Source organism: Pseudomonas sp. FR229a (genome assembly GCF_030209115.1).
GTDB lineage: Bacteria > Pseudomonadota > Gammaproteobacteria > Pseudomonadales > Pseudomonadaceae > Aquipseudomonas > Aquipseudomonas moraviensis_A.
In genome coordinates this window covers 1-24,746 of sequence record NZ_JARVSP010000039.1, presented here as the reverse complement: position 1 = coordinate 24,746, position 24,746 = coordinate 1, and the positions used below count along the sequence as shown (strand labels likewise).

The following is a 24,746-nucleotide window of genomic DNA, read 5'->3' as shown; positions in this document are numbered from 1 at the left end:
CGCTCAGACCCACTTGAAGCGCGCAGGGAAGCGCGCGACGAAACAGGTGCCTGCTTTGCTGTCGGAGGTGACGCTCAAAGTGCCGTTGTGCGCATTGGCAATTTGCCCGGCAATGTACAAGCCCAGCCCCAGCCCTTCATTGCGCTGACCCGCTTCGGAACGCGAGAACGGTTCGAACAGCAGCGGCATCAACGCCGGCGGAATCGGCGCGCCCTGGTTGGTCAGGGAAATGACCATCTCGTCGCCCTCGGCATACGCCTTGAGCACAATCGGCTCGGCCGTCGAGCCATGGGTCACGGCATTGCCCAGCAGGTTCGACAACAGCTGGCTGATGCGCAGCGGGTCGCAATAGACCCCGGTCGGCACTTCAAGCGAATCAATGAACTGCGCCTGCGGGTACGCCACCTGGATCTCGTCCAGGGTCTGGCGCAGCGTTTGCTGCAAGTCATCGACCAGTTTGCGCTGCACCGGAATTCCGCTGCCGAGCCGGCCGCGGGCGAAGTCGAGGATGTTTTCGATCAACACGCCCATGCGTACCGAGCTGGTGCGGATCGCCGACAGCAGCGTGCGCGAGCGCTTGTCCTCGGCCTTGCTTTCGAGCAGGTCGGCACTCATGCGAATGGCGCTCAGTGGCGTGCGCAAATCGTGGCCCAGCACCGCAATGAATTGCTCGCGCAGACGGCCCATTTCGTTGGCATCGGCCAGGGCGGTTCTGGTTGCGTGCAGATGACCTTGGGTATCCAGGCTCATGGCGATCAGTTGGGCGAAGAGGGTAAGGGTCTTTTCGATGGCCGGGTCGTCGAGGTTCGCCGGAACCGAATCAATGGCGCAGAGTGTGCCAAAAAACTCGCCATTGGCCTTGATGATCGGAATCGAAATGTAGCTTTCCAGACCATAGGTTTTCGGCGTGTGGTGCGTGGAGAAAACCGGGTGCTGGCTGGCATGGCCGAAGATCACCGGCTGATGGTGCTGACGGATCTCATGACAAATCGTCGATTCCAGTACCAGTTCGCCGCCGGGCAACAGGCCGAAGTCTATCGAGTCATCCACGGCGCAAGCGATCCACTTGCTCTCGGTGACCCGCGCTACAGCGGCGAATCGCATGCCGGTCGTATGCTTGACCATGCTCAGGATCACCGGCACCGCGTCAATGCTGCCGATGGCTTGGAGGTCGGAAGAGAAATCTGTCTGGGGCATGGCCGGCGCTTCGCGAAAGTGTCGCCAGAGACTATCGGTTATTGCCGGCCATGCCTAATGAACGTGCAAAAAAAGGGCGCCGGGAAAACTCCCGGCGCCTGTCGTGCTGCGTGCTGAGCCTGTCGACTCAGAACTTGTACTTGGCCGTCATCATGTAGCTGCGCGGCGTGCCGTAGTTGTCTGTCGAGCCCCACGTCACGTCAGTACCGATGGACGAGTAGTACTTGCGATCGAAGATGTTGTTGGCGTTGACCTGCAGGTCGAGGTGTTTGTTGACCTCGTAGCCGGCCATCAGATCGGTGACCGCGTAGCCACCCTGTTCCAGGCGATAGCTGCTGCCGTTGGCCAGGGCGATGTCGTTGTACATGCGGCTCTGCCAGTAGACGTTGCCGCCCACCCGCAGTTTTTCCAGCGGGCCTTTGAAGCGGTACACGGTGGAGACCTTGAACAGGTGCTCGGGCATGTCGGTGTCGAACTTCTGGTTGTTGTTCGCCGGGTTTTCGTCCTTGATGTAGTGGGCGCGGGTATAGGTGTAGCCGGCGCCGACTTGCCATTGCTCGGTCAGCGCACCTTGCAGTTCCATGTCCACGCCCTGGGCGCGAACCTTGCCGGAGGTTTCGTAGCAGGTCAGTTCCGGGCAGCCGAGCTGGGTCGCCGCCTGGGTGGCGCGGTTGGTCTGGTCCATCTGGAACACCGCCACGCTGCCGTTCAGGGCACCGTCGAAATATTCGCCCTTGATGCCGACTTCGTAGTTTTCACCGACGATCGGTTCAAGCACTTTGCCGCCGAGGTCTTTCTGGGTTTGCGGGGTGAAGATGTCGGTGTAGCTGGCGTAGACGGAGTGATGGTCGTCGAGCTTGTAGATCAGGCCCGCATAACGGGTCAGGTTGCGGGTGACCTTGAAGTCGCCATCGGCAGTGCGATCGTCGTAGTCATACCAGTCCAGACGACTGCCGAGGATCAGCGTCAGCGGATCGGCCAGGCTCAAGCGTGTGGTCAGGTAAACCGCGTCCTGGGTGGTGACGTTGCGCGACTTGCCGCTGCGCACGAAGTCAGGCTTGGGCGCGCCGATCGGCAGGCCTGTGTCGTAGGGCGAGTATTCCTTGGTGGTCGCGTCGTATACGCGATTGCTCGCGCCGACCACCAATTCGTGGGTACGGCCGAACGCTTCGAACGGGCCGCTGGCAAAACCGTCGAACGCGCGTTGCTTGTCGGTGTGGTGCGATTGGTAGGCGGTGGTTTCCAGCGGGCCGTCGTAGCGCGACAGGTATGTGCCGGAGAATTCTCCCTCGAGCGTTGAAGTCGAACCGCCGAGGTGCAGTTTCCAGTCGTTGTCGAACCGGTGTTCGACTTCACCGAACACGGTGTCGACCTGCAGCTTGCGGTTTTCCCAATCGGTGCCCGGGTAAGTGGAGCGGGGCAAGTCGAGGTGATGACCGTTTTCACCGATCGGCAGGCCACCCCAGAAATAGTTGGTCTGGTCGTTCTGCCGCGAGAACCCGAGGGTCGCGGTGGTGCTGTCGCTCAGGTCCGCTTCACCGATGGCATAGAACAGGCCGTGATCGTTTTCTTCCTTGTCGCGGAAACTGTCGGCGCCCTGATACGACGTCACCACACGGCCACGCAGCGTGCCGCTTTCGTTCAGCGGGCTGGAGGCATCGACTTCGCCACGGTAGTCATCCCAGCTGCCTGCGGCGCCAGTGAGGGTCACGCGCTGATCGGCGGTAGGACGCTTGCGCACCATGTTGATCGCTGCCGACGGGTTGCCGGCACCGGTGACCAGACCGGTTGCGCCACGGACGATTTCCACCCGGTCGAACATCGCCAGGTTCGGCTGCACCGCCAGGGTGAACGGCGAATACGAGCTGGGCAGGCCGTCGTACATGATGTTGTCGATGTCGAAACCGCGCGCCTTGTAAGTCTGCCGACCCGGACCGCTGGCCTCGCTGAGGAACAGCCCCGGCGTGCCCCGCACCACGTCGTTGACGCTGGTCATGTTCTGGTCGTCCATGCGCTGCCGCGTGATCACCGTCACCGCCTGCGGCGTTTCGCGCATGGTCAGCGACAGCTTGGTCGCGGTCTGCATCGGGCCGGTGGTGTAGGACTGCGTGTCTTCGGTGGTGCTGCTCATCTGCGTAGCGCCGATTTCGGTCGCTTGCAGTTCCAGTGGGCCATTGGCTGGCGCGGTGGGGGCGGTTTCTTCGGCGAGGGCAGGTGCGATGCTGACCATGCCGATGGCGATTGCGAGGAGGTTAGGTGAAAGGTTCGAACGGCGGTGGATGGTGTGAAACGACATCTATCTGCTTCCCCAAGATGACCCAAACGAAACTGATGCGAGTGCATGTAAGAATTATTCGCATTAGTATGTAGGAAGTTTCCGGAGGAATAAACCCGTACGGTTCAGTTAGTTAATGATTTTTTCACATTTGGATCTGGTGGCTTTTCAAACAAAAGTGGGAGCGAGCCTGCTCGCGAAGGCGGTGTATCAATCAACAGATGCGTTGTCTGACACTCCGCTTTCGCGAGCAGGCTCGCTCCCACAGGGTTATGCGGTGTCTGGAATCAGTCCAGATCCTGCGCACCGTGCCGCTCCGGCACCTGACTGTCTTCATCACCCCAGGTGCGGTTCACCCGTTGTCCACGTACGACCGCCGGGCGCTTGGCGATGTCTTCCGCCCAGCGCTGCACATGGGTGTACTCATGGGCCGCGAGGAACTCCGCCGCCGAGTAGACGTTGTTGCGCACCAGTTGCCCGTACCAGGGCCATACGGCGATGTCGGCGATGGTGTAGTCGTCACCGGCCAGATAGGCGTTGTCGGCGAGACGGCGGTTGAGCACATCCAGCTGCCGTTTGGCTTCCATGGTGAAGCGGTTGATCGGGTATTCGAGCTTCTCCGGCGCATACGCGTAGAAATGCCCGAAGCCACCGCCCAGGTACGGCGCCGAGCCCATTTGCCAGAACAGCCAGTTGAGGGTTTCGGTACGACCGGCCGGATCCTTGGGCAGGAAGGCACCGAACTTTTCCGCGAGATACAGCAGGATCGAGCCGGACTCGAACACCCGGATCGGCGGCTCGACACTGCGATCCAGCAGCGCCGGAATCTTCGAGTTCGGGTTGATTTCGACAAAACCGCTGGAGAACTGATCGCCTTCGCCAATGCGGATCAGCCACGCGTCGTACTCGGCCTCGCTGTGCCCGAGCGCGAGCAACTCTTCGAGCAGGATGGTGACTTTGACGCCGTTGGGCGTGGCCAGCGAATACAGCTGCAACGGATGCTTGCCGACAGGCAGCTCTTTGTCATGAGTCGGCCCGGCGATCGGGCGGTTGATGCTGGCGAAGTGGCCGCCTGAAGGGGCTTCGTGTTTCCAGACCTTGGGCGGAACGTAAGACGCATTGCTCATGAAACGGACCTCGTCGATGCTGGGAGAGAACAGGTAGACACCGTAGGGAAAAATTCCGGCGGGTGCCAGCCCCCACAGATTTATCTGCCAACCCAAATCCCCTGTAGGAGTGAGCCTGCTCGCGATAGCGGTGTATCAGTCACTACTTCTCTAGCTGATACACCGCTATCGCGAGCAGGCTCACTCCTACAGGGTTATGTGGTGAATCATCAAATCCAATACCGCCCAACAGCACCACCGGTTCCCTGCACCGGATCACTCTCAGGAAACCCAAGCCCCTCGATCCGCGCCAACTGCGCATCACTCGGCGCGGCCCGGCAAATATCCGCCTGCTGCCCCGGCGGATACGCGCCCACCACCAGAAAATCCTCACTCGAACCCAGATTGCAGTGGCCAGTCCCGGCCGGCAGCAACAACACATCCCCGGAGCTGACGTCGACGACCTGCCCATTCGGCCCGCCCAGCATCAACCGCGCCTGACCGGCCGCCACGCCAAGCACTTCGTGGCCTTCGGTGTGGTAGTGGTGATAGTCATAAATTCCGTAGCGCCACTGCGCTGGCCAGCCGTTGGCGCCGAACGTCTGCTCGAAACGCGCTGCGGGATCGTTGCCCTCGATGGCGATCGCGTGGCGATAGATCAGCACCGGCAGACGCGGATTGTTCGGCACCCAGTCATTGCGTTCGAGCAGCAGGGTTTGTACTTCAGTCATGGCGAATCCTCCTTCGATCATTTTTCAATCGACCGCAGGGCAGGGTGCTCGCCTCAAAAAATCGTTGCTACGTAAACACGGGGCCAAAGTCCATGCCCGGACAATCCAGCGAAACTTCACCGCGAAGCGGGCTGTCCAGACCCTTACATGTCCATGCAGCAGCAAATGGCGAGGGTCAAGATGACGATGACAGTAGGTGATTTTCTGGTGGAACGGCTCAGCGAATGGGGCGTGACGCGAATTTTTGGCTATCCGGGCGATGGCATCAACGGCGTGTTCGGTGCCATGAGCCGGGCCAAAGGCAAGATCGAATTCGTCCAGGCACGGCACGAGGAAATGGCTGCGTTCATGGCCTCGGCCCATGCCAAGTTCACCGGCGAGCTGGGCGTGTGTATCGCCACGTCCGGCCCCGGCGCTTCGCACCTGATCACCGGCCTCTACGATGCGCGCATGGACCACATGCCGGTGCTGGCCATCGTCGGGCAGCAGGCGCGCACGGCGCTGGGCAGTCATTACCAGCAGGAACTGGACCTGGTGTCGATGTTCAAGGATGTCGCCGGTGCATTCGTGCAGCAGGCCTCGGCGCCGTCGCAGGTGCGCCATCTGCTCGATCGCGCGGTGCGAACTGCCGTCGGCGAGCGCCGCGTCACCGCGCTGATCCTGCCCAATGACTTGCAGGATCTGCCTTACGAACAACCGGCGCGCGCCCATGGCACAGCGCATTCCGGCGTCGGTTACAGCAAGCCGAAAGTCGTGCCTTATGAAAGCGATCTGCAACGCGCCGCCGAAGTGCTCAACAGTGGCGAGAAAGTTGCGATTCTGGTCGGTGCCGGCGCGCTGGAGGCGACTGATCAAGTGATCGCCGTGGCGGAAAAACTCGGCGCCGGTGTGGCCAAAGCGCTGCTGGGCAAAGCGGCATTGCCCGACGAACTGCAGTGGGTGACCGGCAGCATCGGCCTGCTCGGCACCGAGCCCAGCTACAAGCTGATGAGCGAGTGCGACACCTTGTTGATGATCGGTTCGGGCTTCCCGTATTCCGAATTTCTGCCCAAGGAAGGCCAGGCGCGCGGCGTGCAGATCGATTTGCAACCGGACATGCTCAGCCTGCGTTATCCGATGGAGGTCAATCTGGTCGGTGATTCAGCGGAAACCCTCGCTGCGTTGCTGCCGCTGCTGGAACAGAAAACCTCGAACAAATGGCGCAAGAAGATCGAAGGCTGGCGCGGCAGTTGGGAGAAAACCCTGGAGAGACGCGCCATGGCCAAGGCCGATCCGGTCAACCCGCAACGGGTGGTCTACGAGCTGTCACCGCGCTTGCCTGAGCAGGCAATCATCACCAGCGATTCCGGCTCCTGCGCCAACTGGTACGCCCGCGACCTGAAAATCCGCCGGGGCATGAAATGCTCGTTGTCCGGTGGCCTGGCCTCGATGGGGGCTGCGGTGCCGTATGCGATCGCGGCGAAATTCGCCTTTCCCGAGCGCCCGGTGATTGCCCTGGTCGGCGATGGGGCGATGCAGATGAACAACATGGCCGAGCTGATCACCGTCGCCAAATACTGGCGGCAGTGGCAGAGCCCGAAATGGATCTGCGCGGTGTTCAACAACGAAGACCTCAATCAGGTCACTTGGGAGCAGCGAGTGATGGAGGGCGATCCCAAGTTCGAAGCGTCGCAGAGCATTCCCGACGTGCCGTATCACTTGTTCGCGATTTCCATTGGCCTCAAGGGCATCTTCGTTGATCGCGAAGAAGACGTGGCGGCTGCGTGGGAGCAAGCGCTCGCCTCGGAAGTGCCGGTGCTGATCGAGTTCAAGACTGACCCGAACGTGCCGCCGCTGCCACCGCACATCAAGCTTGAGCAAGCGAAGAAATTCGCCACGACCTTGCTCAAGGGTGATCCGGACGAGGCCGGGGTGATCATGCAAACCGCCAAGCAGGTGCTTGGTTCCGTGTTGCCCGGCAAAAAATGACGGTGGGCGCTTGAACGAGCCTGTAATGTTCATCGGTTGTGCCGGCTGGAGCCTCGGTCGCGAGCACTGGCCGGCATTTCCTGCCGAGGGCACGCACTTGCAACGCTACGCCGCGCGCTTCAAGTGTGTGGAGATCAACAGCTCGTTCTACCGCCCGCATCGACGCCAGACCTACGAGCGCTGGGCCGACTCGGTGCCACCGGACTTTCGCTTCGCCGTCAAAGTGCCGAAGCTCATCACCCATGAGCAACGGCTGGCGGACAGCGCGGGGGCGCTCGATGAGTTTCTCGGCCAGTGCGAAGGCTTGGGTGATCGCCTTGGCTGCCTGCTCGTGCAACTGCCACCGAAACTGGCGTTCGATGCACCAGTGGCCGAGGCTTTCTTCGGCGCCTTGCGCGAGCGTTTTCAAGGCAGTGTGGTGCTGGAACCGCGACACGAATCGTGGACTGGCGCTGAGGCACTGCTGGTGGAGCTGCAGATTGCTCAGGCAGCGGTCGATCCGTCACGGATCAGCACCGACACCGCGCCGGGCGGCTGGCAGGGCCTGCAGTATTGGCGCTTGCATGGCTCGCCGCGGATTTATCACAGCGCTTATGACGCGGCTTGTCTGCGGCAGCTTGCTCAGACCCTGCAGAGCGCGAAAGCCGAAGGCAGGGACATCTGGTGCATCTTCGACAACACCGCCAGCGGCGCGGCCACGGCAGATGCGCTGGCTTTGAAGGCGTTGATCGAGGGCCGTTCACGCTGAAACAGCGACGCTTTCGCCACCCACACAAACCATCCGGCTACAGGTAAACTCCGCGCACTTTTTCAAGGAGTTCACATGAGTTACTACCAGCCGGGCATTCTCGCCACCCCTGTTCCTGCGCAAGCACGTCATCTGTTTTTCGCTCTGGCGTCGGTGGAAGCCTTGCCGCAAGCGATCGACAATCTGCTGATGCTGGTGGATGGCAAGTCGGCAGTGGTGGGCTTTGGTGAGTCGTTGACCAAGGCGCTGAACGTTGAGATCGCTGGCCTGCGCAGCTTCCCGGCCCTGACCGGCGTCGGCGTGGACAACCCGTCGACCCAGCATGCGTTGTGGGTCTGGTTGCACGGTGTCGACCGGGGTGAATTGCTCAATCGCAGCAATGCCATCGAAGCCGCGCTGGCCCCGGCCTTGCGCCTGGTGCAGATGCAGGAAGCCTTCCGCCACATGGAAGGCCACGACCTCACCGGTCACGAAGACGGCACGGAAAACCCCCATGACGACGCCGCTGTCGCCGCCGCGTTGCTGAGCACCGGCGCTGATGGGCTGGTCGGAGGCAGTTTCGCCGCGATCCAGCAGTGGCAGCACGATCTCAAGGGCTTTCATCGCCTCACTGCTGGCGCCAAGGACGACATCATGGGGCGTCGCCTGAGCGATAACGAAGAAATCGACGACGCGCCGATCTCCGCCCACGTCAAACGCACCGCCCAGGAAAGCTTCGCCCCGGAAGCTTTCGTGGTGCGCCGCTCGATGCCATGGATCGAAGGCGACCGCGCCGGTTTGATGTTCCTCGCTTTCGGTTTTTCCCTCGATGCCTTCGAAGCACAACTGCGGCGCATGAGCGGTCTGGAAGACGGAATCGCCGATGGTCTGTACCAGATCAGCCGACCGCTCACCGGCGGCTACTACTGGTGCCCGCCGCTCATCGACGGACGCCTTGATCTGCGTGCACTGCGCATCGGCTGAGGATTGAGCAAAACGGTAACGTCAAAAGATCGCAGCCTTCGGCGGCTCCTGCAGGGCAATCGCATTCAATCTGTAGGAGCTGCCGAAGGCTGCGATCTTTTGCATCTCAAGGGCGAATCTAAGGTTATGCCCAAACAATATTTCTCAAGCTTGTCATAACGTCTCTAAGATCACGTCATAACTCGTTATGACAAGTGATTCCGTGATGACCGATAACGTTCTCTCCCTCAGTAGTGTTCCGCTGCACACCCAGTTGCGCGATGTCCTGCGTGCGCGAATTCTCGATGGCGAATACCCGCAAGACAGTCAGATGCCTTCTGAAAGCGAGCTCGGTGCACTGTTCAAAGTCAGCCGCATCACCGTGCGCCAGGCCCTGGGCGATCTGCAAAAGGAAGGGCTGATCTTCAAGATCCATGGCAAGGGCACCTTCGTCGCCAAGCCGAAAACCTTTCAAAACGTCAGCAGCCTGCAAGGCCTTGCCGAGTCGATGACCGGGCGCGGCTACGAGGTGATCAACCGCCTGCGCAGCTTCAAATTCATCGCCGCTGACAAACGAGTCGCCGAGCGTCTGCAGGTGGCCGAAGGCGAGATCGTCGCGCAGATCAAGCGCGTACGGCTGATCAACCGCGAGCCGATCTCGCTGGAAATCACCTACCTGCCCAAAGCGCTCGGCGAGCGGCTGGAGAAGGCGGATCTGGTCACTCGCGACATCTTTCTGATCCTGGAAAACGACTGTGGCATCGCCCTCGGCCACGCCGATCTGGCCATCGACGCGGTGCTGGCCGATAGCGACCTGACCCAGGCACTCAACGTTGAAGCCGGCTCGCCGATCATGCGCATCGAGCGTTTGACCCACGACGCCAAGGGCCAGCCGCTGGACTTCGAACACCTTTATTACCGTGGCGATGCGTTCCAGTACCGCCTGCGGATCGACCGGCAGAAAGGGGAGCAGGCATGACCCGCAACGTTCTAGAACAGGAATACGACATCGTCGTGATTGGCGGTGGTACGGCCGGGCCGATGGCGGCGATCAAGGCCAAGGAGAAGAACCGCGATTTGCGCGTGTTGCTGGTCGACAAGGCCAACGTCAAACGCAGCGGCGCGATCAGCATGGGCATGGACGGGCTGAACAACGCGATCATCCCGGGGCATTCGACGCCGGAGCAGTACACCAAGGAAATAACCATCGCCAATGACGGCATCGTCAATCAGGCGGCGGTTTACGCCTACGCCACCCACAGTTTCGAAACCATCGAGCAGCTCGACCGGTGGGGGGTGAAGTTCGAGAAGGACGAAACCGGTGATTACGCGGTAAAAAAGGTCCACCACATGGGCGCCTATGTGTTGCCGATGCCGGAAGGGCACGACATCAAGAAGGTCCTGTATCGGCAGTTGAAACGCGCACGGGTGAGCATCACCAATCGTCTGGTCTGTACGCGTTTGCTGACTGACGAGGAGGGCGCGGTCAACGGTGTCATGGGCTTCGACTGCCGCACCGCCGATTTCCATGTGATCAAGGCCAAAGCGGTGATTCTTGCCTGCGGCGCGGCCGGACGCCTCGGTCTGCCTTCGTCGGGCTACCTGATGGGCACTTACGAAAACCCGACCAATGCGGGTGACGGCTACGCGATGGCCTATCACGCCGGCGCCGAACTGGCGAACCTCGAGTGCTTCCAGATCAACCCGCTGATCAAGGATTACAACGGCCCGGCCTGCGCCTACGTCACCGGCCCGCTGGGTGGCTACACCGCCAACAACAAGGGCGAACGCTTCATCGAGTGCGACTACTGGAGCGGGCAGATGATGTGGGAATTCCATCAGGAACTGGAAAGCGGCAACGGCCCGGTGTTCCTCAAGCTCGATCACCTGGCTGAGGAAACCATCCAGAACATCGAGGAAATCCTGCACAGCAACGAGCGCCCGAGCCGTGGCCAGTTCCACGCCAATCGCGGCACCGACTACCGCACCCAGATGGTCGAAATGCACATTTCGGAGATCGGTTTCTGCAGTGGTCACTCGGCGTCCGGCGTGTGGGTCAACGAGCGTGCCGAGACGTCGGTGAAGGGCTTGTACTCGGCCGGCGACATGGCTGCGGTGCCGCACAACTACATGCTTGGCGCGTTCACTTACGGCTGGTTCGCCGGGCACAACGCCGCGGAGTTTGTCGCCGACCGCGAGTTTTCCGCACTGGACGCCGAGCAGATCGCCAGGGAAAAAGCCCGGGTCTACGCGCCGCTCGATCGCGCAGAAGGCCTGCCGCCGGCGCAGGTCGAGTACAAGCTGCGGCGCTTCGTCAACGACTACCTGCAACCGCCGAAAGTGACCAAGAAGATGCAGATTGGTCTGCAACGTTTCAGCGACATCGAACGCGATCTCGAGCAGATGAAAGCCAACAACGCTCATGAATTGATGCGCGCGATGGAAACCAGCGTGATCCGCGACTGCGCCGAAATGGCCGCCCGCGCGTCGTTGTTCCGCGCCGAAAGCCGCTGGGGCCTGTACCACTATCGCGTCGACCATCCGCAACGCAACGATGCCGAATGGTTCTGCCATTGCCATCTGAAGAAGGGCGAGGACGGCCGCATGAGCAGTTTCAAGAAAGCTGTCGAGCCTTACATCATCCCGCTCGACGCCGAGGAAATGCAGGCCTACGACCGCCTGCGGGTCGGCGCTTTCGCCGCTTGAAGCATCATTTTTCAGAGAGTCCGAACCATGGCTTATCAAGCTCAGGAAATCTTCTTCCGCTCCAACGCCCCGGTCACCGTGGACGAGGACAAATGCATCGCCGAAAAGGGCTGCACCGTGTGTGTCGACGTCTGCCCGATGGACCTGCTGGCGATCAACCCGGCCACGCAAAAGGCCTACATGGCCTTCGATGAATGCTGGTACTGCATGCCGTGCGAGAAGGATTGCCCGACGGGGGCCGTCAAAGTCGAAATCCCCTATCTCCTGCGTTGAAACGCTTTCCCCTGTAGGAGTGAGCCTGCTCGCGATAGCGGTGGGTCAGATGTAGATGTGTTAGCTGACACACCGCTATCGCGAGCAGGCTCACTCCTACATTTGGAACTGTGACAAACCAAAGCCATCCGGAAACCCCGGACGCTCGATTCACCGAAAACCCCTCGTTTCCCACCGCGCCCTGATCGCGGCGGAGACGAATTTCAAACCAATGATTCGAGGGGAAACACTCATGTTGCGTGCAGCACTTGCCGGTCTGGTACTGGCTTCGTTGACCTTGTCGGCCTCGGCCGAAACCATCCGCATCGCCATCGGCACTCAGGACACCACCATCAACTGCGCCGCCGGCGGCCTGTTGATCCGTGAACTCGGTCTGCTGGAAAAATACCTGCCCCACGACGGCACCTACAAAGACGCGAAGTACGACGTGCAGTGGAAGAACTTCACCAGTGGCGCGCCGCTGACCAACGAGATGGTCGCGGGCAAACTCGACTTCGGCGCCATGGCCGATTTCCCTGGTGCGTTCAATGGTGTGGCATTCGAAACGGCGGGCAAGCACAGCCTGTTCATCAGCGTGTTGTCGGGCAGCATCAAGGGCAGCGGCAACGGCATCGTCGTGCCGAGCGCCTCGGCCGTGCAGAGCCTGAGTGAACTCAAGGGCAAGACCATTTCCGTGCCATTCGCCTCGACGGCCCACGGCATGTTGCTGCGCGCCGTGGCAGAGCAGGGCTGGGACCCGCTCAAGGATGTCAACATCATCGCCCAGCCACCGGAAGTCGCCGGCTCCGCCCTGCAAGCCGGGAAGATCGATGCCCACGCCGATTTCGTGCCGTTCGCCGAACTGTTCCCGAGCCGTGGTTTCGCCCGCAAGATCTACGACGGCGCCCAGGCCAACGCGCCGACCTTCCACGGCGCGCTGGTGGATCAGGCCTATGCGAAGAAGTACCCGGAAATTGTCGTCGCCTACCTGCGCGCCAGCATCGAAGCCAACCAACTGCTCGCCGCCGAGCCGGAGAAGTACAGCGAGCTGATCGCCAAAGTCACCGGTGTCGATGCCGAGGTCAACTACCTGTTCCACGGCCCGCTGGGCGTGCAGACCCGCGACCTGAGCTGGAAACCTGAATATCGTCAGGCCGTCGGCACCGCCATCGATACGTTGAAATTGCTGAAGAAAGCCGATCGCGGGCTTGATCTGAATACTTTCATCGACGACCAGTACATCCGCGCCGCTTTCAAGGCCTCGAACCTCGATTACACCGCGCAACTGGCCAACTATGCGCAGACGCCTTTACCGGGTGTGGATGCGGCGACGGGCAAGGCCATCGCCGACGTCAGCCATGTTGCTGAGATCTGGGTGCGCGGTGAGGAAAAAGTCCGCCGTTACGGCTCGGCTGAATCGGCGTTCACCGCCCTGGCTGCGCTCAAGCAGGAGGGCAAGAACATTCGTGCGGTGTATGCGCAGGCCAGTGACAGCGGGATCAAGTTGCTCGCTGAACAAGCCTGGTTTGCCAGCGATGCCAAGGGCCGTCTGAGCGCATTTCTGCTCAAGGGCCAGGCCCAGCAATACGCCACGGCGCAGGGCGGCAAGGTGTTCGATTTCAGCGATGCCACTGCGCAAGCCGTTGCCGCGCGCTGAAGCTCAAAAGCCCCTCACCCTCACCCTAACCCTCTCCCGGAGGGAGAGGGGACTGACCGAGTTGTTTGTGAGAGATACGCCGACGTGAAATACCGAGTCGAACTCAGGTTTTGAAAAGCACGCAGGTCGGCTCCCTTTCCCCCTCGCCCCCCTTGGGGGCGGTCCGACGTTTCGGGAGGGCTGGGGTGAGGGGGTAGATTTCAGCCATCACACAGATCCGCAAGCGGAAATGCCACTCATGAAAACACTACGCTGGGCACCAAGAATCAGCTCCCTGTTGCTCTGCCTGCTCTTCTGGCAACTCGCCGCCAGCCATCACTGGAACCTCGGCCTGGTGACCTTCGCCAACGTGCCGACGCCACTGGCGGTGATCGAAGCCGCGCTGGGCCTGGGCGACTCCGGCAAACTCTGGCAGCACTTGAGCAGCAGTCTCGGTCGCGTCTTTGCCGGCTACCTCGCCGCATTGCTGATCGGCATCGCTCTGGGGCTGGCCATCGGTCGTTCGAAGTGGGCCGAAGACATCCTGTTGCCACCACTGGAAGTCATCCGCCCGATCCCCGCCGTGGCCTGGATTCCGCTGGCGATCCTGATGTTTCCGTCCTCGGAGTTGTCGATGGTCTTCATCACTTTCACCGGCGCGCTGTTCCCGATCCTGCTCAACACCGTGCACGGCGTAGAAGGCGTCGATCCACGTCTGATTGCTTCGGCGAAGAGCCTCGGAGCAGGGCGCGGGGCGATTCTGCTGGAAGTGATCCTGCCGGGCGCTGCGCCGAGCATCATCACTGGCCTGGCGATCGGCATGGGCACTTCGTGGTTCTGTCTGGTGACGGCGGAAATGATCTCCGGGCAGTTCGGTATCGGTTATTACACCTGGGAGTCCTACACCATTCAGAACTACGCCGACATTGTCGTCGGCATGCTCCTGATCGGCGTGTTGGGCATGGGCAGCAGTTGGCTGATCAAACGCCTGGGCGGCTTGTTCACGCCCTGGCATCGACCGCGAGGCAAAGCCTGATGAGCGTGATGCAAACCCCGGAAGGGCGGATCGACATCCGCCAGTTGTCCATCGTCCTCGGCCAGGGCCGCGAAGCCTTCGAAGCAGTGCAGGGCCTCGATTGCCAGATCGAACCCGGTCAGTTCGTCTGCATCCTCGGCCCGTCCGGTTGCGGCAAGTCGACATTGCTCGGCGCCCTGGCGGGCCACTTGAATACCAGGACCGGCAGCCTGAAAGTCGACGGCAGTGAAGTGGCCGGCCCGTCACCGCAGCGCGGCATGGTGTTCCAGCATCACACGCTGTTCCCGTGGCGCACGGTGCGCGACAACGTCGCCTTCGGCCTGAAGATGCGCGGCGTCGGCAAGGCTGAGCGGCATCGCGCCGCTGACGACATGCTCAAGCTGGTTGGGCTCGAAGACTTTGCCGAACGCTGGCCGGATCAGCTCTCTGGAGGCATGCAGCAACGGGTCGAGATCGCCCGGGTGCTGGTCAATCGACCGCGTCTGTTGCTGATGGACGAGCCGTTTGGTGCGCTGGATGCGCTGACACGTCTGAACATGCAGGAATTGCTGCTGGACATCTGGACGCGCATCCGCACCACCGTGGTCTTCGTTACCCACGACATCGACGAGGCGCTGTTTCTTGCCGATCGCTTGCTGGTGATGAGCGCGCGACCGGGGCGGATCATCGAAGACTTGCGTCTGGACTTTGCACGCCCGCGCACCAGTGAACTGGTGACCAGCCCCGAGTTCGCCCGCCTCAAACGCCACTGCCTCGACCTGCTGCGCCACGACAACGACCGACCGCTGCCGCGCCTCAATCCGCTCGGCCTGCCTCCTGAAAACCCTTTGCCGCGATTTGCCCTATGACCTCTATTTTTGCTGTGACCGATAACGAAGACATCCTCGCCCTGCAACCGCGCCTGACGGCGGAAGACGCCGGCGTGCGGCGCATTGCCCTGATTGATCTGGCCGATCTCGAAGAACCGGATGGCTTGCTCTGGCTGGTCGATCGACTACGCGAGGATCCCGCTGAGGATGTTCGGGCTGAAGCTGCGCGATTGCTTGAAGCGTGGGAAGACGAAGCGGTCGTGCACGCCTTGTGCGAAGCGCTGACGGATCCGTCGCCCGCCGTACAGTCGGCGGCCGCGCAGAGTCTGAGCCTGCTCAAGACTGCAGCGGCAGGGCGGGTGATTCTGCCGTGGACCGCCCATGCCGACGTCCGTGTGCGTATCGCTGCATTTCGAGCGTTGCGAGAATTGCGTTTCGCCGAGGCCGCGCCGGCTGCCCTCGCAGCGTTGGGTGATGCCGATGCCAATGTCCGTCGCGAAGCGGTCGGGGTACTCGGCTGGCTCAAACAGCTCGACGCACTGCCAGCCTTGGCCCGCCTGGCCAGCGACGATCCGGACACCGAAGTGCGCCGCGCCGCCACCGGTGCGCTCGGTCTGGCCAGCGGCGCCGAAGTGCTGCCGGCGCTGCGCCAGGCCTTGCACGATGATGCCTGGCAAGTGCGCGAAGAAGCCGCGACCACGCTGGGCAAGGTCGGCCACAGCGACGCCGGCCCGGCTTTGGTCGAAGCGCTGAGCGATGACTATTGGCAAGTGCGGCTGCGCGCCACCCGCAGCCTCGGTCGACTGCGCTTCGTCCCGGCGCTGGATGCGCTGATTGATACTCTCGGCCACCGCATCAGCAACTTGCGCAAAGAGGCCGCGCTGGCTCTTGGAGAGTTAAACGATCGCGGCGCCGTGGCCGCATTGCAGGCAGCGCAGGACGACGGCGACCCGGAAGTGCGCAAAGCCGTGCGCATCGCATTGAGTCAGTTGCAATGAACCCGTTGTCGGTGGGCAACTCGCAGAGTGCGCGCACGTTGCGGCTGAGTTGGCCGGACGGGCGCGAATCGTTGCTCAAGCACGCCGATCTGCGCCGGCAATGCCCGTGCTCGCAATGCCGCGCGTTTCGCCTGCGCGGCGTCACGCCGCTGGTTGATGATCGCGTACGCCTGATCGAACTCAACCCGCAGGGGTATGGCGTGCAACTGGTGTTCAGCGATGGGCATCAACGCGGGATCTATCCGTGGGAGTACCTGGCGCAGCTTGATTCTTCGCCTCCCCGCATTCTTACAGAGACATGAGGATTCTGTAGGAGCTGACGAGTGAAACGAGGCTGCGATCTTTTGACTTTGACTTTGACTTTCAAAAGCAAGATCAAAAGATCGCAGCCTTCGGCAGCGCCTACGCCGACTGGCGGTTCTTGTCATAAAATTCCCGCAGGAGTACAAATGTACTCCATGACAAACCTGACTCCCCGCCGTACCGCCATTCTGACCTTTATCCGCGATCGCATCGCCGAGCACGGTCAGCCCCCAAGCCTCGCTGAAATCAGCGAGGCGTTTGGTTTTGCCTCGCGCAGCGTGGCGCGCAAGCATGTGCTGGCGCTCACCGAAGCCGGTTTCATCGAGGTCAATCCGCATCAGGCCCGCGGCATTCGCCTGCTGGGGCAACCGCCGCGTCCGGAGCTGCTGGAGATCCCCGTGCTCGGTCGCGTGGCCGCCGGTGCGCCGATTGGCGCCGATGCCGACATCCATAACCGTTTGCTGCTCGACCCGGCACTGTTCTCCCGCACCCCGGATTACATGCTGCGGGTGCAGGGCGACTCGATGATCGAAGACGGCATCCTCGACGGCGATCTGGTCGGGGTGCGGCGCAATCCCGAAGCGCTCAACGGCCAGATCGTCGTTGCGCGTCTGGACGGTGAAGTGACCATCAAACGCTTCGAACGGGTCGCAGATGAAGTGCGCCTGTTGCCACGCAACCCGGCCTATCAGCCGATCGTTGTGCGTGCTGATCAGGATCTGGCCATCGAAGGCGTGTTCTGTGGCCTGGTGAGGCAAGGCTGATGGGCGCCGTCGTTGCACTGGATACGCTGTTCAATGGCGGCCAGGTCTGGCGCGGCCGGCCTGCGCCACCGGCGGCGAGCCCGCAGCCGACCGGGCATGCTGCTCTGGACGCGGCCCTGCCCAGCGGCGGCTGGCCGGAAGCGGCGCTGAGCGAAATCCTCCTCGCCGGCCCCGGTGTCGGTGAACTGCAACTGGTCTGGCCGACCCTGGCGCGATTGTCGGCGGCGGGTGAACGCATCGTGCTGGTGGCACCGCCATTTGTGCCGTACCCGCAGGCCTGGGCCAATGCCGGGGTTGATCTGCGCCAGTTGTCGGTGATTCAGGCCAGCGAACGCGATGCCTTGTGGGCGGCGGAGCAGTGCTTGCGCTCGGGCAGTTGCGGTGCAGTGCTGTGCTGGCCGAACAAGGCCGATGACCGTGCGCTGCGGCGTTTGCAGGTGGCGGCGGAAACCGGCCAGACCCTGGCCTTTGCCTGGCGCCCGTTGAGCGAAGCGGTCAACCCCTCACCGGCAGCGTTACGGATTGCCATCGATGCCAGACCGGCCCAGCTACGGGTGCTCAAGTGCCGTGGCGGGCTGGCGCGTGCGGCGCCGATTGCCTTTGCCGTGGGGCACTGATCGTCATGCGCTGGGTATGTATTCTGTTTCCGCAATTGGCCCTCGACGCCGTGCTGCGTCAGCGGCCCGATCCTGATGAGCCGATGGTGCTGCTCAGCGGCCCGGCCCAGCGCAGAGTGCTGCAAGCGGTGAATCCGGCGGCGCGTAAACTCGGCCTGCGCCCCGGCATGTCGATGACTGCCGCTCAAGCCATGAGCAAAGGCTTTGCCACCGCTGATTACGAGGTGGCCGACGTCGAGCACTGGCAGCAGTTTCTTGCTGCGTGGGCCTATCGTTTCAGCGCGCAGGTCAGCGTGCATTACCCTCGCACCGTGGTGTTCGAGATTGAATCGAGCCTCGGCCTGTTCGGCACCTGGCCGCAATTCGAAGCGCGCCTGCGCCAAGAGTTGCAAGACCTCGGCTTTCGGCACCGTATCGTCGCGGCGCCGAACCCGGTGGCCGCGCGGGTGTTGGCCAATGCTTACGATGGCCTGGTGGTGCCGGACGGCGAAGCCTTGCAGCATCACCTCGGGCAATTGCCTGTCGACCGTGTCGGCCTGGAACCCAATGTCGCTACGGCGTTGTCGCGCATGGGCCTGCGCAATCTCAGTCAGGTACAAAGCCTGCCACGTCAGGCACTGGCCCGACGATTCGAGGCGCAGATGCTCAAACACCTCGACACGCTGTTCGGCGCACGCCCTCTGGCGCTGGCGTTCTATCTGCCGCCAGACCGTTTCGATATCCGCATCGAACTGAATTTCGACGTGCAATCCCATCAGGCCTTGCTGTTTCCGTTACGACGCCTGACCGGCGATCTGTCGGCATTCCTTTGCGGGCGCGACAGTGGCGTGCAGCGTTTCGATTTGCATCTGGAACACGCAGGGCTGCCGGACACGGTGATCAAGGTCGGTCTGCTCAGTGCCGAACGTGATGCGGCAATGCTCTTCGAGTTGGCCCGTGGGCGACTCGAACACGTGCAGGTCGAGGCGCCGGTACGGGGTTTTCGCTTGCGCGCCGAAGACCTGCCGAGTTTCGTGCCGCAGTATCAGGAGCTGTTCGACGACCGCCCGCAGCAGACTTTGCCCTGGGAACAATTGCGCGAACGCCTGCGCGCACGGCTGGGTGATGATGCCGTGCAGGGGTTGCGCTTTCAGGCCGATCATCGCCCCGAGTGCGCATGGCAGAACGCCGTCGATAAACAGCCTTGCACAGGTTTGCCCAGCGTCCAGCGTCCCGGCTGGCTGCTGAACGAACTGCAAAGCGTGCCGGAAGGCTCGGCGCGGATTCTCATGGGGCCGGAACGCATCGAATCCGGTTGGTGGGACGGTGGCGACGTGCGCCGTGATTATTACCTGATCCAGAACCGCGCCGGTCAACAAGGCTGGGCCTGGCGCGCCGTGGGTGAGGGCGGTCCGCTGTGGCTGCAGGGCTGGTTCGCATGAACGCCGGATATGCCGAACTGCATTGCCTGTCGAACTTCAGTTTCCAGCGTGGTGCCTCGAGTGCACTGGAGCTGTTTCAACGGGCGAAAAAGCAGGGTTATCAGGCGCTGGCGATCACCGATGAATGCACCCTGGCCGGGATCGTCCGCGCATGGCAAGCGGCAAAGTCCGTCGAGTTGCCGCTGATCATCGGCAGCGAGATGCGCATCGACAACGGACCGAAACTGGTGCTGCTGGTGGAGAACCTTGCTGGTTATCAGGCCCTGTGCGGTTTGATCACCCGCGCCCGGCGACGTACGCAGAAAGGCCAGTATCAGGTACTGCGTGAAGACTTCGACCAAGCGCTGCCGGGGTTGCTGGTGGTGTGGGTGCCGGATTCGGCGGATGACCGGGAAGAGGGCCGCTGGCTGAAACAGACTTTCGGCGAACGCCTGTGGCTGGCGGTGCAACTGCATTGCGGGCAGAACGACCAACAGCGCTTGGCGGCACTATCGGGGCTGGCGAATGAGCTGCAGATTCCAGCGCTGGCCAGCGGCGATGTGCACATGCACGCCCGGGGCCGCCGTGCCTTGCAGGACACCATGACCGCGATTCGTCATCACGTCCCTGTCGCCGAGGCGGGTCTGCGTCTGCACCCCAATGGCGAGCGGCATCTGCGCTGTCTTGATGTGCTACGCGAGTTGTATCCGCCGGCCTTGCTCGAGGAATCGGTCAACCTGGCCCGACGCTGCACCTTCGATCTGAGCGAACTGCGCTATCAATATCCGAAAGAGCTGGTGCCCGAGGGCCACAGTGCCAGTTCCTGGTTGCGGCACCTGACCGAGAAGGGCATCGCCTGGCGCTGGCCGGAAGGGCCTCAGGCCAAGGTGCTCAAGCAGATTGACGACGAACTGCAACTGATCGCCGAACTCGGTTACGAAAGCTACTTCCTCACCGTGCACGACGTGGTGCGCTTCGCCCGCACGCAGAAAATCCTCTGCCAGGGCCGCGGTTCGGCAGCCAATTCGGCGGTGTGTTTTGCCCTGGGCATCACCGAGATCGATCCGGATCGCACCACGCTGCTGTTCGAGCGCTTCATGTCCAGGGAGCGCAACGAGCCGCCGGATATCGACGTCGATTTCGAGCACGAGCGCCGCGAAGAAGTCCTGCAATACGTGTTCAACCGTTACGGTCGGCGGCGCGCTGCGCTGACGGCGGTGGTCAGCACCTACCATGCCACCGGCGCCGTGCGCGATGTGGCCAAAGCTCTGGGCCTGCCGCCGGATCAGATCAATGCGCTGGCCGATTGCTGCGGCCGCTGGAGTGATGAAACGCCACCGCTGGAGCGCTTGCGCGAGGGTGGCTTCGACCCGGACAGTCCGGTGCTGCGCCGGGTGTTGAGCCTGACCGGGCAACTGATCGGCTTCCCCCGGCACCTGTCGCAGCACCCTGGCGGTTTCGTGATTTCCGAGCAGCCGCTGGACACCCTGGTGCCGGTCGAAAACGCAGCCATGGCCGATCGCACCATCATTCAATGGGACAAGGACGACCTCGATGCGGTCGGCCTGCTCAAGGTGGATATCCTCGCCTTGGGCATGCTCAGTGCGATCCGTCGTTGTTTCGACCTGCTGCGCCGGCATCGCGAACTGGATCTGACGCTCGCGACGATCCCGCCCGAAGACAAACCGACCTACGCAATGATCAGCCGCGCCGATACCGTCGGCGTGTTCCAGATCGAGTCGCGCGCGCAGATGTCGATGCTGCCGCGCCTGAAACCGCAGACGTTCTACGATCTGGTGATCGAAGTGGCGATCGTCCGGCCGGGGCCGATTCAGGGCGGCATGGTGCATCCGTATCTGCGCCGGCGTAATAACGAGGAGGCGGAAACCTATCCGTCGCCGGCGCTCGAAGTCGTGCTGAAAAGAACCCTGGGCGTGCCGCTGTTTCAGGAGCAGGTCATGCAGATCGCCATCGTCGCTGCCGACTACAGCCCCGGCGAGGCCGATGAGCTGCGTCGTTCCATGGCTGCGTGGAAGCGCCATGGCGGACTGGAACCGCACAAGGAACGTCTGGCCGCCGGCATGAAAAAGAACGGCTACACCCCGGAATTCGCCGCGCAGATCTTCGAGCAGATCAAAGGCTTCGGCAGTTACGGCTTCCCCGAATCCCACGCCGCCAGTTTCGCCTTGCTGACCTACGCCAGTTGCTGGCTCAAATGCCACGAGCCGGCGGCGTTTGCCTGTGCGTTGATCAACAGTTGGCCGATGGGCTTTTACAGCCCTGATCAGATTCTGCAGGACGCGCGCCGGCACCAATTGCAGATCCGCCCGGTGGATGTGCGGGCCAGCGATTGGGATTGCAGTCTCGAGCCGCTGAGTGCCGGGCAACCGGCGATTCGCATGGGCCTGCGCATGATCAAAGGCTTTCGCGAAGAGGACGCCCGGCGCATCGAAGCGGCGCGCCGCCACGGAGCCTTTGCCGATGTCGCGGATCTGGGCGAACGCGCCGCCCTCGACAGCCGTGCGCAAGCCTTGCTGGCGGACTCCGGCGCCTTGCGCGGTCTGGCCGGGCACCGCCATCGTGCGCGCTGGGAGGTGGCCGGGGTGCAGAAACAACTCGGCCTGTTCGCCGGACTGCCCAACGAAGAAGAAGAAAAAATCGTCCTGCCCAAGCCCAGCGTTGGCGAAGACCTGCATGCCGATTACGCCACGGTGGGCACCACACTGGGGCCACATCCGCTGGCGTTATTGCGTGGCGAGTTGCAGGCGCGGCGCTGCCGCAGCTCGCGGGAATTGCTGGATATTGAACATGGCCGGCCGGTCAGCGTGGCCGGGCTGGTCACCGGCCGGCAGCGCCCCGGCACGGCCAGCGGGGTGACGTTCGTGACCCTGGAAGACGAGTTCGGCAACGTCAATGTGGTGGTCTGGCGTGATCTGGCCGAGCGTCAGCGACAGGTGCTGGTCGGTTCGCAATTGCTCAAGGTCGATGGCCGCTGGGAACGCGAAGGCGATGTGCGCCACCTGATCGCCGGGCGCATGAGCGACCTCAGCCCACTGCTCAATGGCATTCACGTGCAGAGCCGGGATTTCCACTGATTCCAGGCACCCAAGCCAAACCTCAACCCCCTGTAGGAGCGAGCCTGCTCGCGAAAGCGGTCAATCAGTCAGAGACAATTTGCCTGATACGCCGCTTTCGCGAGCAGGCTCGCTCCCACAGTGGAACTGCATACGGCCGGTCCAGCCATTTCATTGGCGCCAAAAAAACCTGTTCTCAATGATGGCACTTTGTCATAATCCCGCCCCTTTTCAGCTCCCGAGCGCATTGCCGTGCCGGGACTTCTGCGTTTTTCGAAGGAATATTCAATGAGAATGATCTCCCGGATGCTGGTTTCAAGCGTCGCCATCGCGGTGCTGGGCACCCTCGCCACGACATTGGCCGGCTGCGCCACGGAAAGCTCCCGCGCGCTGCCGGTGGCGAAGGTTGAAAGCGCATCCCAAGTCTGGACCGGGGTTCGCGTGCCAATGGCCGTGGGCAAGTTCGACAACCGCTCCAGCTATATGCGCGGGATCTTCTCCGATGGTGTCGATCGTCTCGGCGGTCAAGCCAAGACCATTCTGATCACCCACTTGCAGCAGACCAACCGCTTCTCTGTGCTGGATCGCGACAACATGGGCGAAATCCAGCAGGAAGCAACCATCAAGGGTCAGGCCCAGCGTCTCAAAGGCGCCGATTACGTGGTAACCGGTGATGTCACCGAGTTTGGCCGCAAAGAGACCGGTGATCATCAGTTGTTCGGCATTCTCGGCCGTGGCAAGACCCAGGTCGCCTACGCGAAGGTCAACCTCAACATCGTCAACATCAGCACCTCGGAAGTGGTCTATTCGACCCAGGGCGCCGGTGAGTACGCCTTGTCCAATCGCGAAATCATCGGTTTCGGCGGCACCGCTGCCTACGACTCGACACTCAACGGCAAAGTCCTCGATCTGGCCATGCGCGAGGCGATCAATCGTCTGGTCGATGGCATGAACGCTGGCGCCTGGAAACCGGGCAACTGATCATCGCCCTCTGCAAGGAGCACTACCCATGAACCCGTTTTTTTCGCGCGCGCTGATGACGCTGACCCTGGCTGCCAGCACTGTGCTGGCCGGTTGTGCGGCCCCGAAAACCCTCTATCAATGGGAGGGCTACGAGCCTCAGGTCTACGAATATTTCAAAGGCGAAGAGCCTAAGGAAGCCCAGGCCGAAGCACTCGAACGTGATCTGCAGAAGATTCGTTCCACCGGCAAGGCCGTGCCGCCGGGTTACCACGCGCACCTTGGTCTGCTCTATCTGAGCATGGGCAAGGACGACCAGATGGTGCAGCAGTTCAACACCGAGAAAACGCTGTTTCCCGAGTCCGGCACCTATATGGATTTTCTGCTTAAAAACGCCAAGGCCGGAGCCGTGCAATGATCTCGCGTACCTTGAAACTGTTCGCCGGCGTACTGGCCCTGACCGTGCTGGGCGGCTGTGTCGCGCCCAAGACCGTGGATTACGCGGCTTACAAACAGGCGCGGCCCAAGACCATCCTGGTGCTGCCACCGCTGAACACTTCGCCGGATGTGAAGGCGTCGTACAGCCTGTTGTCGCAGGTGACTTTTCCACTCGCCGAAGCCGGTTACTACGTATTGCCGATCACGCTGGTCGACGAAACGTTCCGCCAGAACGGCCTGACCACCCCGGATGACATTCACCAGGCGCCGCCTGCCAAGCTCAAGGAAATCTTCGGCGCGGACGCGGCGCTGTACATCACCGTGACCGAGTACGGTACGCGTTACATGGTGATCAGCAGCGAAACTGCAGTGACGGCGACGGCGAAACTGGTCGACCTGAAAAGTGGTACCACGCTCTGGACCGGAGCGGCGCGGGCATCGAGTGAAGAGGGTGGCAACAACGGTGGCGGTGGGTTGATCGGCATGCTCATCACTGCTGCGGTGAAGCAGATCATCAACAGCTCCACCGATGCCGGTTACCCGATTGCCGGTGTGGCGAGCAATCGTCTGCTGTCGGCCGGACACCCGGCGGGTCTGCTGTATGGACCGCGTTCGCCGAAGTACGGCACCGACTGAGATAACACCATAAATCCTTGTGGGAGCGAGCCTGCTCGCGAAAGCGGTGTGTCATTCAACGGTGATGTTGACTGACAGAAAGCTTTCGCGAGCAAGCTCGCTTGTATGGTTAGACTTGAAGGGGTGGTGGGACGAACAGTTCGCATCTGA

Annotated in this window: 22 protein-coding genes; 18 read left to right on the top strand and 4 right to left on the bottom strand. The window is 62.0% G+C overall.

Translation table 11 applies throughout. The features are described from left to right. Positions 1 to 3 precede the first annotated feature (3 nt). The 4 genes from QRN33_RS25895 to QRN33_RS25880 form a co-directional block, all read right to left on the bottom strand. Positions 4 to 1,197 carry a GAF domain-containing sensor histidine kinase gene (locus QRN33_RS25895; RefSeq protein ID WP_042610297.1) on the bottom strand — a complete coding sequence of 398 codons (1,194 nt, stop codon included), beginning with the start codon at positions 1,195 to 1,197 and terminating at the stop codon, positions 4 to 6. A gap of 127 nt (positions 1,198 to 1,324) precedes the next feature. Beyond that, on the bottom strand, positions 1,325 to 3,493 hold the full coding sequence (locus tag QRN33_RS25890; protein WP_042610298.1) for a TonB-dependent siderophore receptor: 2,169 nt from the start codon (positions 3,491 to 3,493) through the stop codon (positions 1,325 to 1,327). A 266-nt stretch (positions 3,494 to 3,759) separates the two neighbouring features. Then, positions 3,760 to 4,599: a glutathione-dependent disulfide-bond oxidoreductase gene (gene yghU, locus QRN33_RS25885; protein ID WP_123418401.1), complete on the bottom strand. Its 840-nt coding sequence runs from the start codon at positions 4,597 to 4,599 to the stop codon at positions 3,760 to 3,762. 209 nt (positions 4,600 to 4,808) lie between these two features. Next, positions 4,809 to 5,309, bottom strand: a complete 501-nt coding sequence (locus QRN33_RS25880; RefSeq protein ID WP_285410913.1) for a cupin — start codon at positions 5,307 to 5,309, stop codon at positions 4,809 to 4,811. A gap of 180 nt (positions 5,310 to 5,489) precedes the next feature. Here QRN33_RS25880 and QRN33_RS25875 point away from each other — a divergent pair, with 180 nt between their 5' ends. The 18 genes from QRN33_RS25875 (at position 5,490) to QRN33_RS25790 (ending at position 24,596) form a co-directional block, all read left to right on the top strand. Then, positions 5,490 to 7,277 carry a thiamine pyrophosphate-requiring protein gene (locus QRN33_RS25875; protein ID WP_123418783.1) on the top strand — a complete coding sequence of 596 codons (1,788 nt, stop codon included), beginning with the start codon at positions 5,490 to 5,492 and terminating at the stop codon, positions 7,275 to 7,277. A 25-nt stretch (positions 7,278 to 7,302) separates the two neighbouring features. Continuing rightward, on the top strand, positions 7,303 to 8,025 hold the full coding sequence (locus tag QRN33_RS25870; protein ID WP_285410911.1) for a DUF72 domain-containing protein: 723 nt from the start codon (positions 7,303 to 7,305) through the stop codon (positions 8,023 to 8,025). A 75-nt stretch (positions 8,026 to 8,100) separates the two neighbouring features. Continuing rightward, on the top strand, positions 8,101 to 8,988 hold the full coding sequence (locus QRN33_RS25865) for a Dyp-type peroxidase (RefSeq protein WP_285410909.1): 888 nt from the start codon (positions 8,101 to 8,103) through the stop codon (positions 8,986 to 8,988). A 205-nt stretch (positions 8,989 to 9,193) separates the two neighbouring features. After that, positions 9,194 to 9,946, top strand: coding sequence for a GntR family transcriptional regulator (locus tag QRN33_RS25860; RefSeq protein WP_285410907.1), 753 nt, complete (start codon positions 9,194 to 9,196; stop codon positions 9,944 to 9,946). Further along, positions 9,943 to 11,673, top strand: coding sequence for a fumarate reductase/succinate dehydrogenase flavoprotein subunit (locus QRN33_RS25855; protein WP_116658645.1), 1,731 nt, complete (start codon positions 9,943 to 9,945; stop codon positions 11,671 to 11,673). Before QRN33_RS25860 ends, QRN33_RS25855 begins: the two co-directional genes overlap by 4 nt. 27 nt (positions 11,674 to 11,700) lie before the next feature. Then, entirely contained in the window at positions 11,701 to 11,946 is a 246-nt protein-coding gene (locus tag QRN33_RS25850; RefSeq protein WP_007959413.1) for a 4Fe-4S dicluster domain-containing protein, read from the top strand. Between the two features lie 211 nt (positions 11,947 to 12,157). Beyond that, entirely contained in the window at positions 12,158 to 13,582 is a 1,425-nt protein-coding gene (locus tag QRN33_RS25845; RefSeq protein ID WP_281921351.1) for an ABC transporter substrate-binding protein, read from the top strand. Between the two features lie 238 nt (positions 13,583 to 13,820). Continuing rightward, complete coding sequence (locus tag QRN33_RS25840) at positions 13,821 to 14,597, top strand: ABC transporter permease (RefSeq protein ID WP_042610306.1); 777 nt, start codon at positions 13,821 to 13,823, stop codon at positions 14,595 to 14,597. Further along, positions 14,597 to 15,445 carry an ABC transporter ATP-binding protein gene (locus QRN33_RS25835; protein WP_285410903.1) on the top strand — a complete coding sequence of 283 codons (849 nt, stop codon included), beginning with the start codon at positions 14,597 to 14,599 and terminating at the stop codon, positions 15,443 to 15,445. Before QRN33_RS25840 ends, QRN33_RS25835 begins: the two co-directional genes overlap by 1 nt. Continuing rightward, complete coding sequence (locus QRN33_RS25830; RefSeq protein WP_285410902.1) at positions 15,442 to 16,404, top strand: HEAT repeat domain-containing protein; 963 nt, start codon at positions 15,442 to 15,444, stop codon at positions 16,402 to 16,404. Before QRN33_RS25835 ends, QRN33_RS25830 begins: the two co-directional genes overlap by 4 nt. After that, positions 16,401 to 16,706, top strand: a complete 306-nt coding sequence (locus QRN33_RS25825; RefSeq protein WP_227974365.1) for a DUF971 domain-containing protein — start codon at positions 16,401 to 16,403, stop codon at positions 16,704 to 16,706. Before QRN33_RS25830 ends, QRN33_RS25825 begins: the two co-directional genes overlap by 4 nt. A 147-nt stretch (positions 16,707 to 16,853) precedes the next feature. Then, on the top strand, positions 16,854 to 17,471 hold the full coding sequence (lexA, locus tag QRN33_RS25820) for a transcriptional repressor LexA (RefSeq protein WP_252874442.1): 618 nt from the start codon (positions 16,854 to 16,856) through the stop codon (positions 17,469 to 17,471). Next, positions 17,471 to 18,088, top strand: coding sequence for a translesion DNA synthesis-associated protein ImuA (gene imuA, locus QRN33_RS25815; protein WP_042610311.1), 618 nt, complete (start codon positions 17,471 to 17,473; stop codon positions 18,086 to 18,088). Before lexA ends, imuA begins: the two co-directional genes overlap by 1 nt. A gap of 5 nt (positions 18,089 to 18,093) precedes the next feature. Next, a complete protein-coding gene (locus QRN33_RS25810; RefSeq protein ID WP_285410900.1) occupies positions 18,094 to 19,509 on the top strand; it encodes a Y-family DNA polymerase in 1,416 nt (471 codons plus the stop codon). Then, the gene (locus QRN33_RS25805; protein WP_285410899.1) at positions 19,485 to 22,583 is read left to right on the top strand and encodes an error-prone DNA polymerase; all 3,099 of its coding nucleotides are present in this window, start codon (positions 19,485 to 19,487) and stop codon (positions 22,581 to 22,583) included. Before QRN33_RS25810 ends, QRN33_RS25805 begins: the two co-directional genes overlap by 25 nt. Positions 22,584 to 22,868: 285 nt before the next feature. Next, positions 22,869 to 23,543: a CsgG/HfaB family protein gene (locus QRN33_RS25800; RefSeq protein WP_161806066.1), complete on the top strand. Its 675-nt coding sequence runs from the start codon at positions 22,869 to 22,871 to the stop codon at positions 23,541 to 23,543. A gap of 28 nt (positions 23,544 to 23,571) precedes the next feature. Continuing rightward, positions 23,572 to 23,940: a DUF4810 domain-containing protein gene (locus QRN33_RS25795; protein ID WP_285410897.1), complete on the top strand. Its 369-nt coding sequence runs from the start codon at positions 23,572 to 23,574 to the stop codon at positions 23,938 to 23,940. Beyond that, on the top strand, positions 23,937 to 24,596 hold the full coding sequence (locus QRN33_RS25790) for a DUF799 domain-containing protein (protein ID WP_064361803.1): 660 nt from the start codon (positions 23,937 to 23,939) through the stop codon (positions 24,594 to 24,596). Before QRN33_RS25795 ends, QRN33_RS25790 begins: the two co-directional genes overlap by 4 nt. The last annotated feature ends 150 nt before the right edge of the window (positions 24,597 to 24,746 follow it).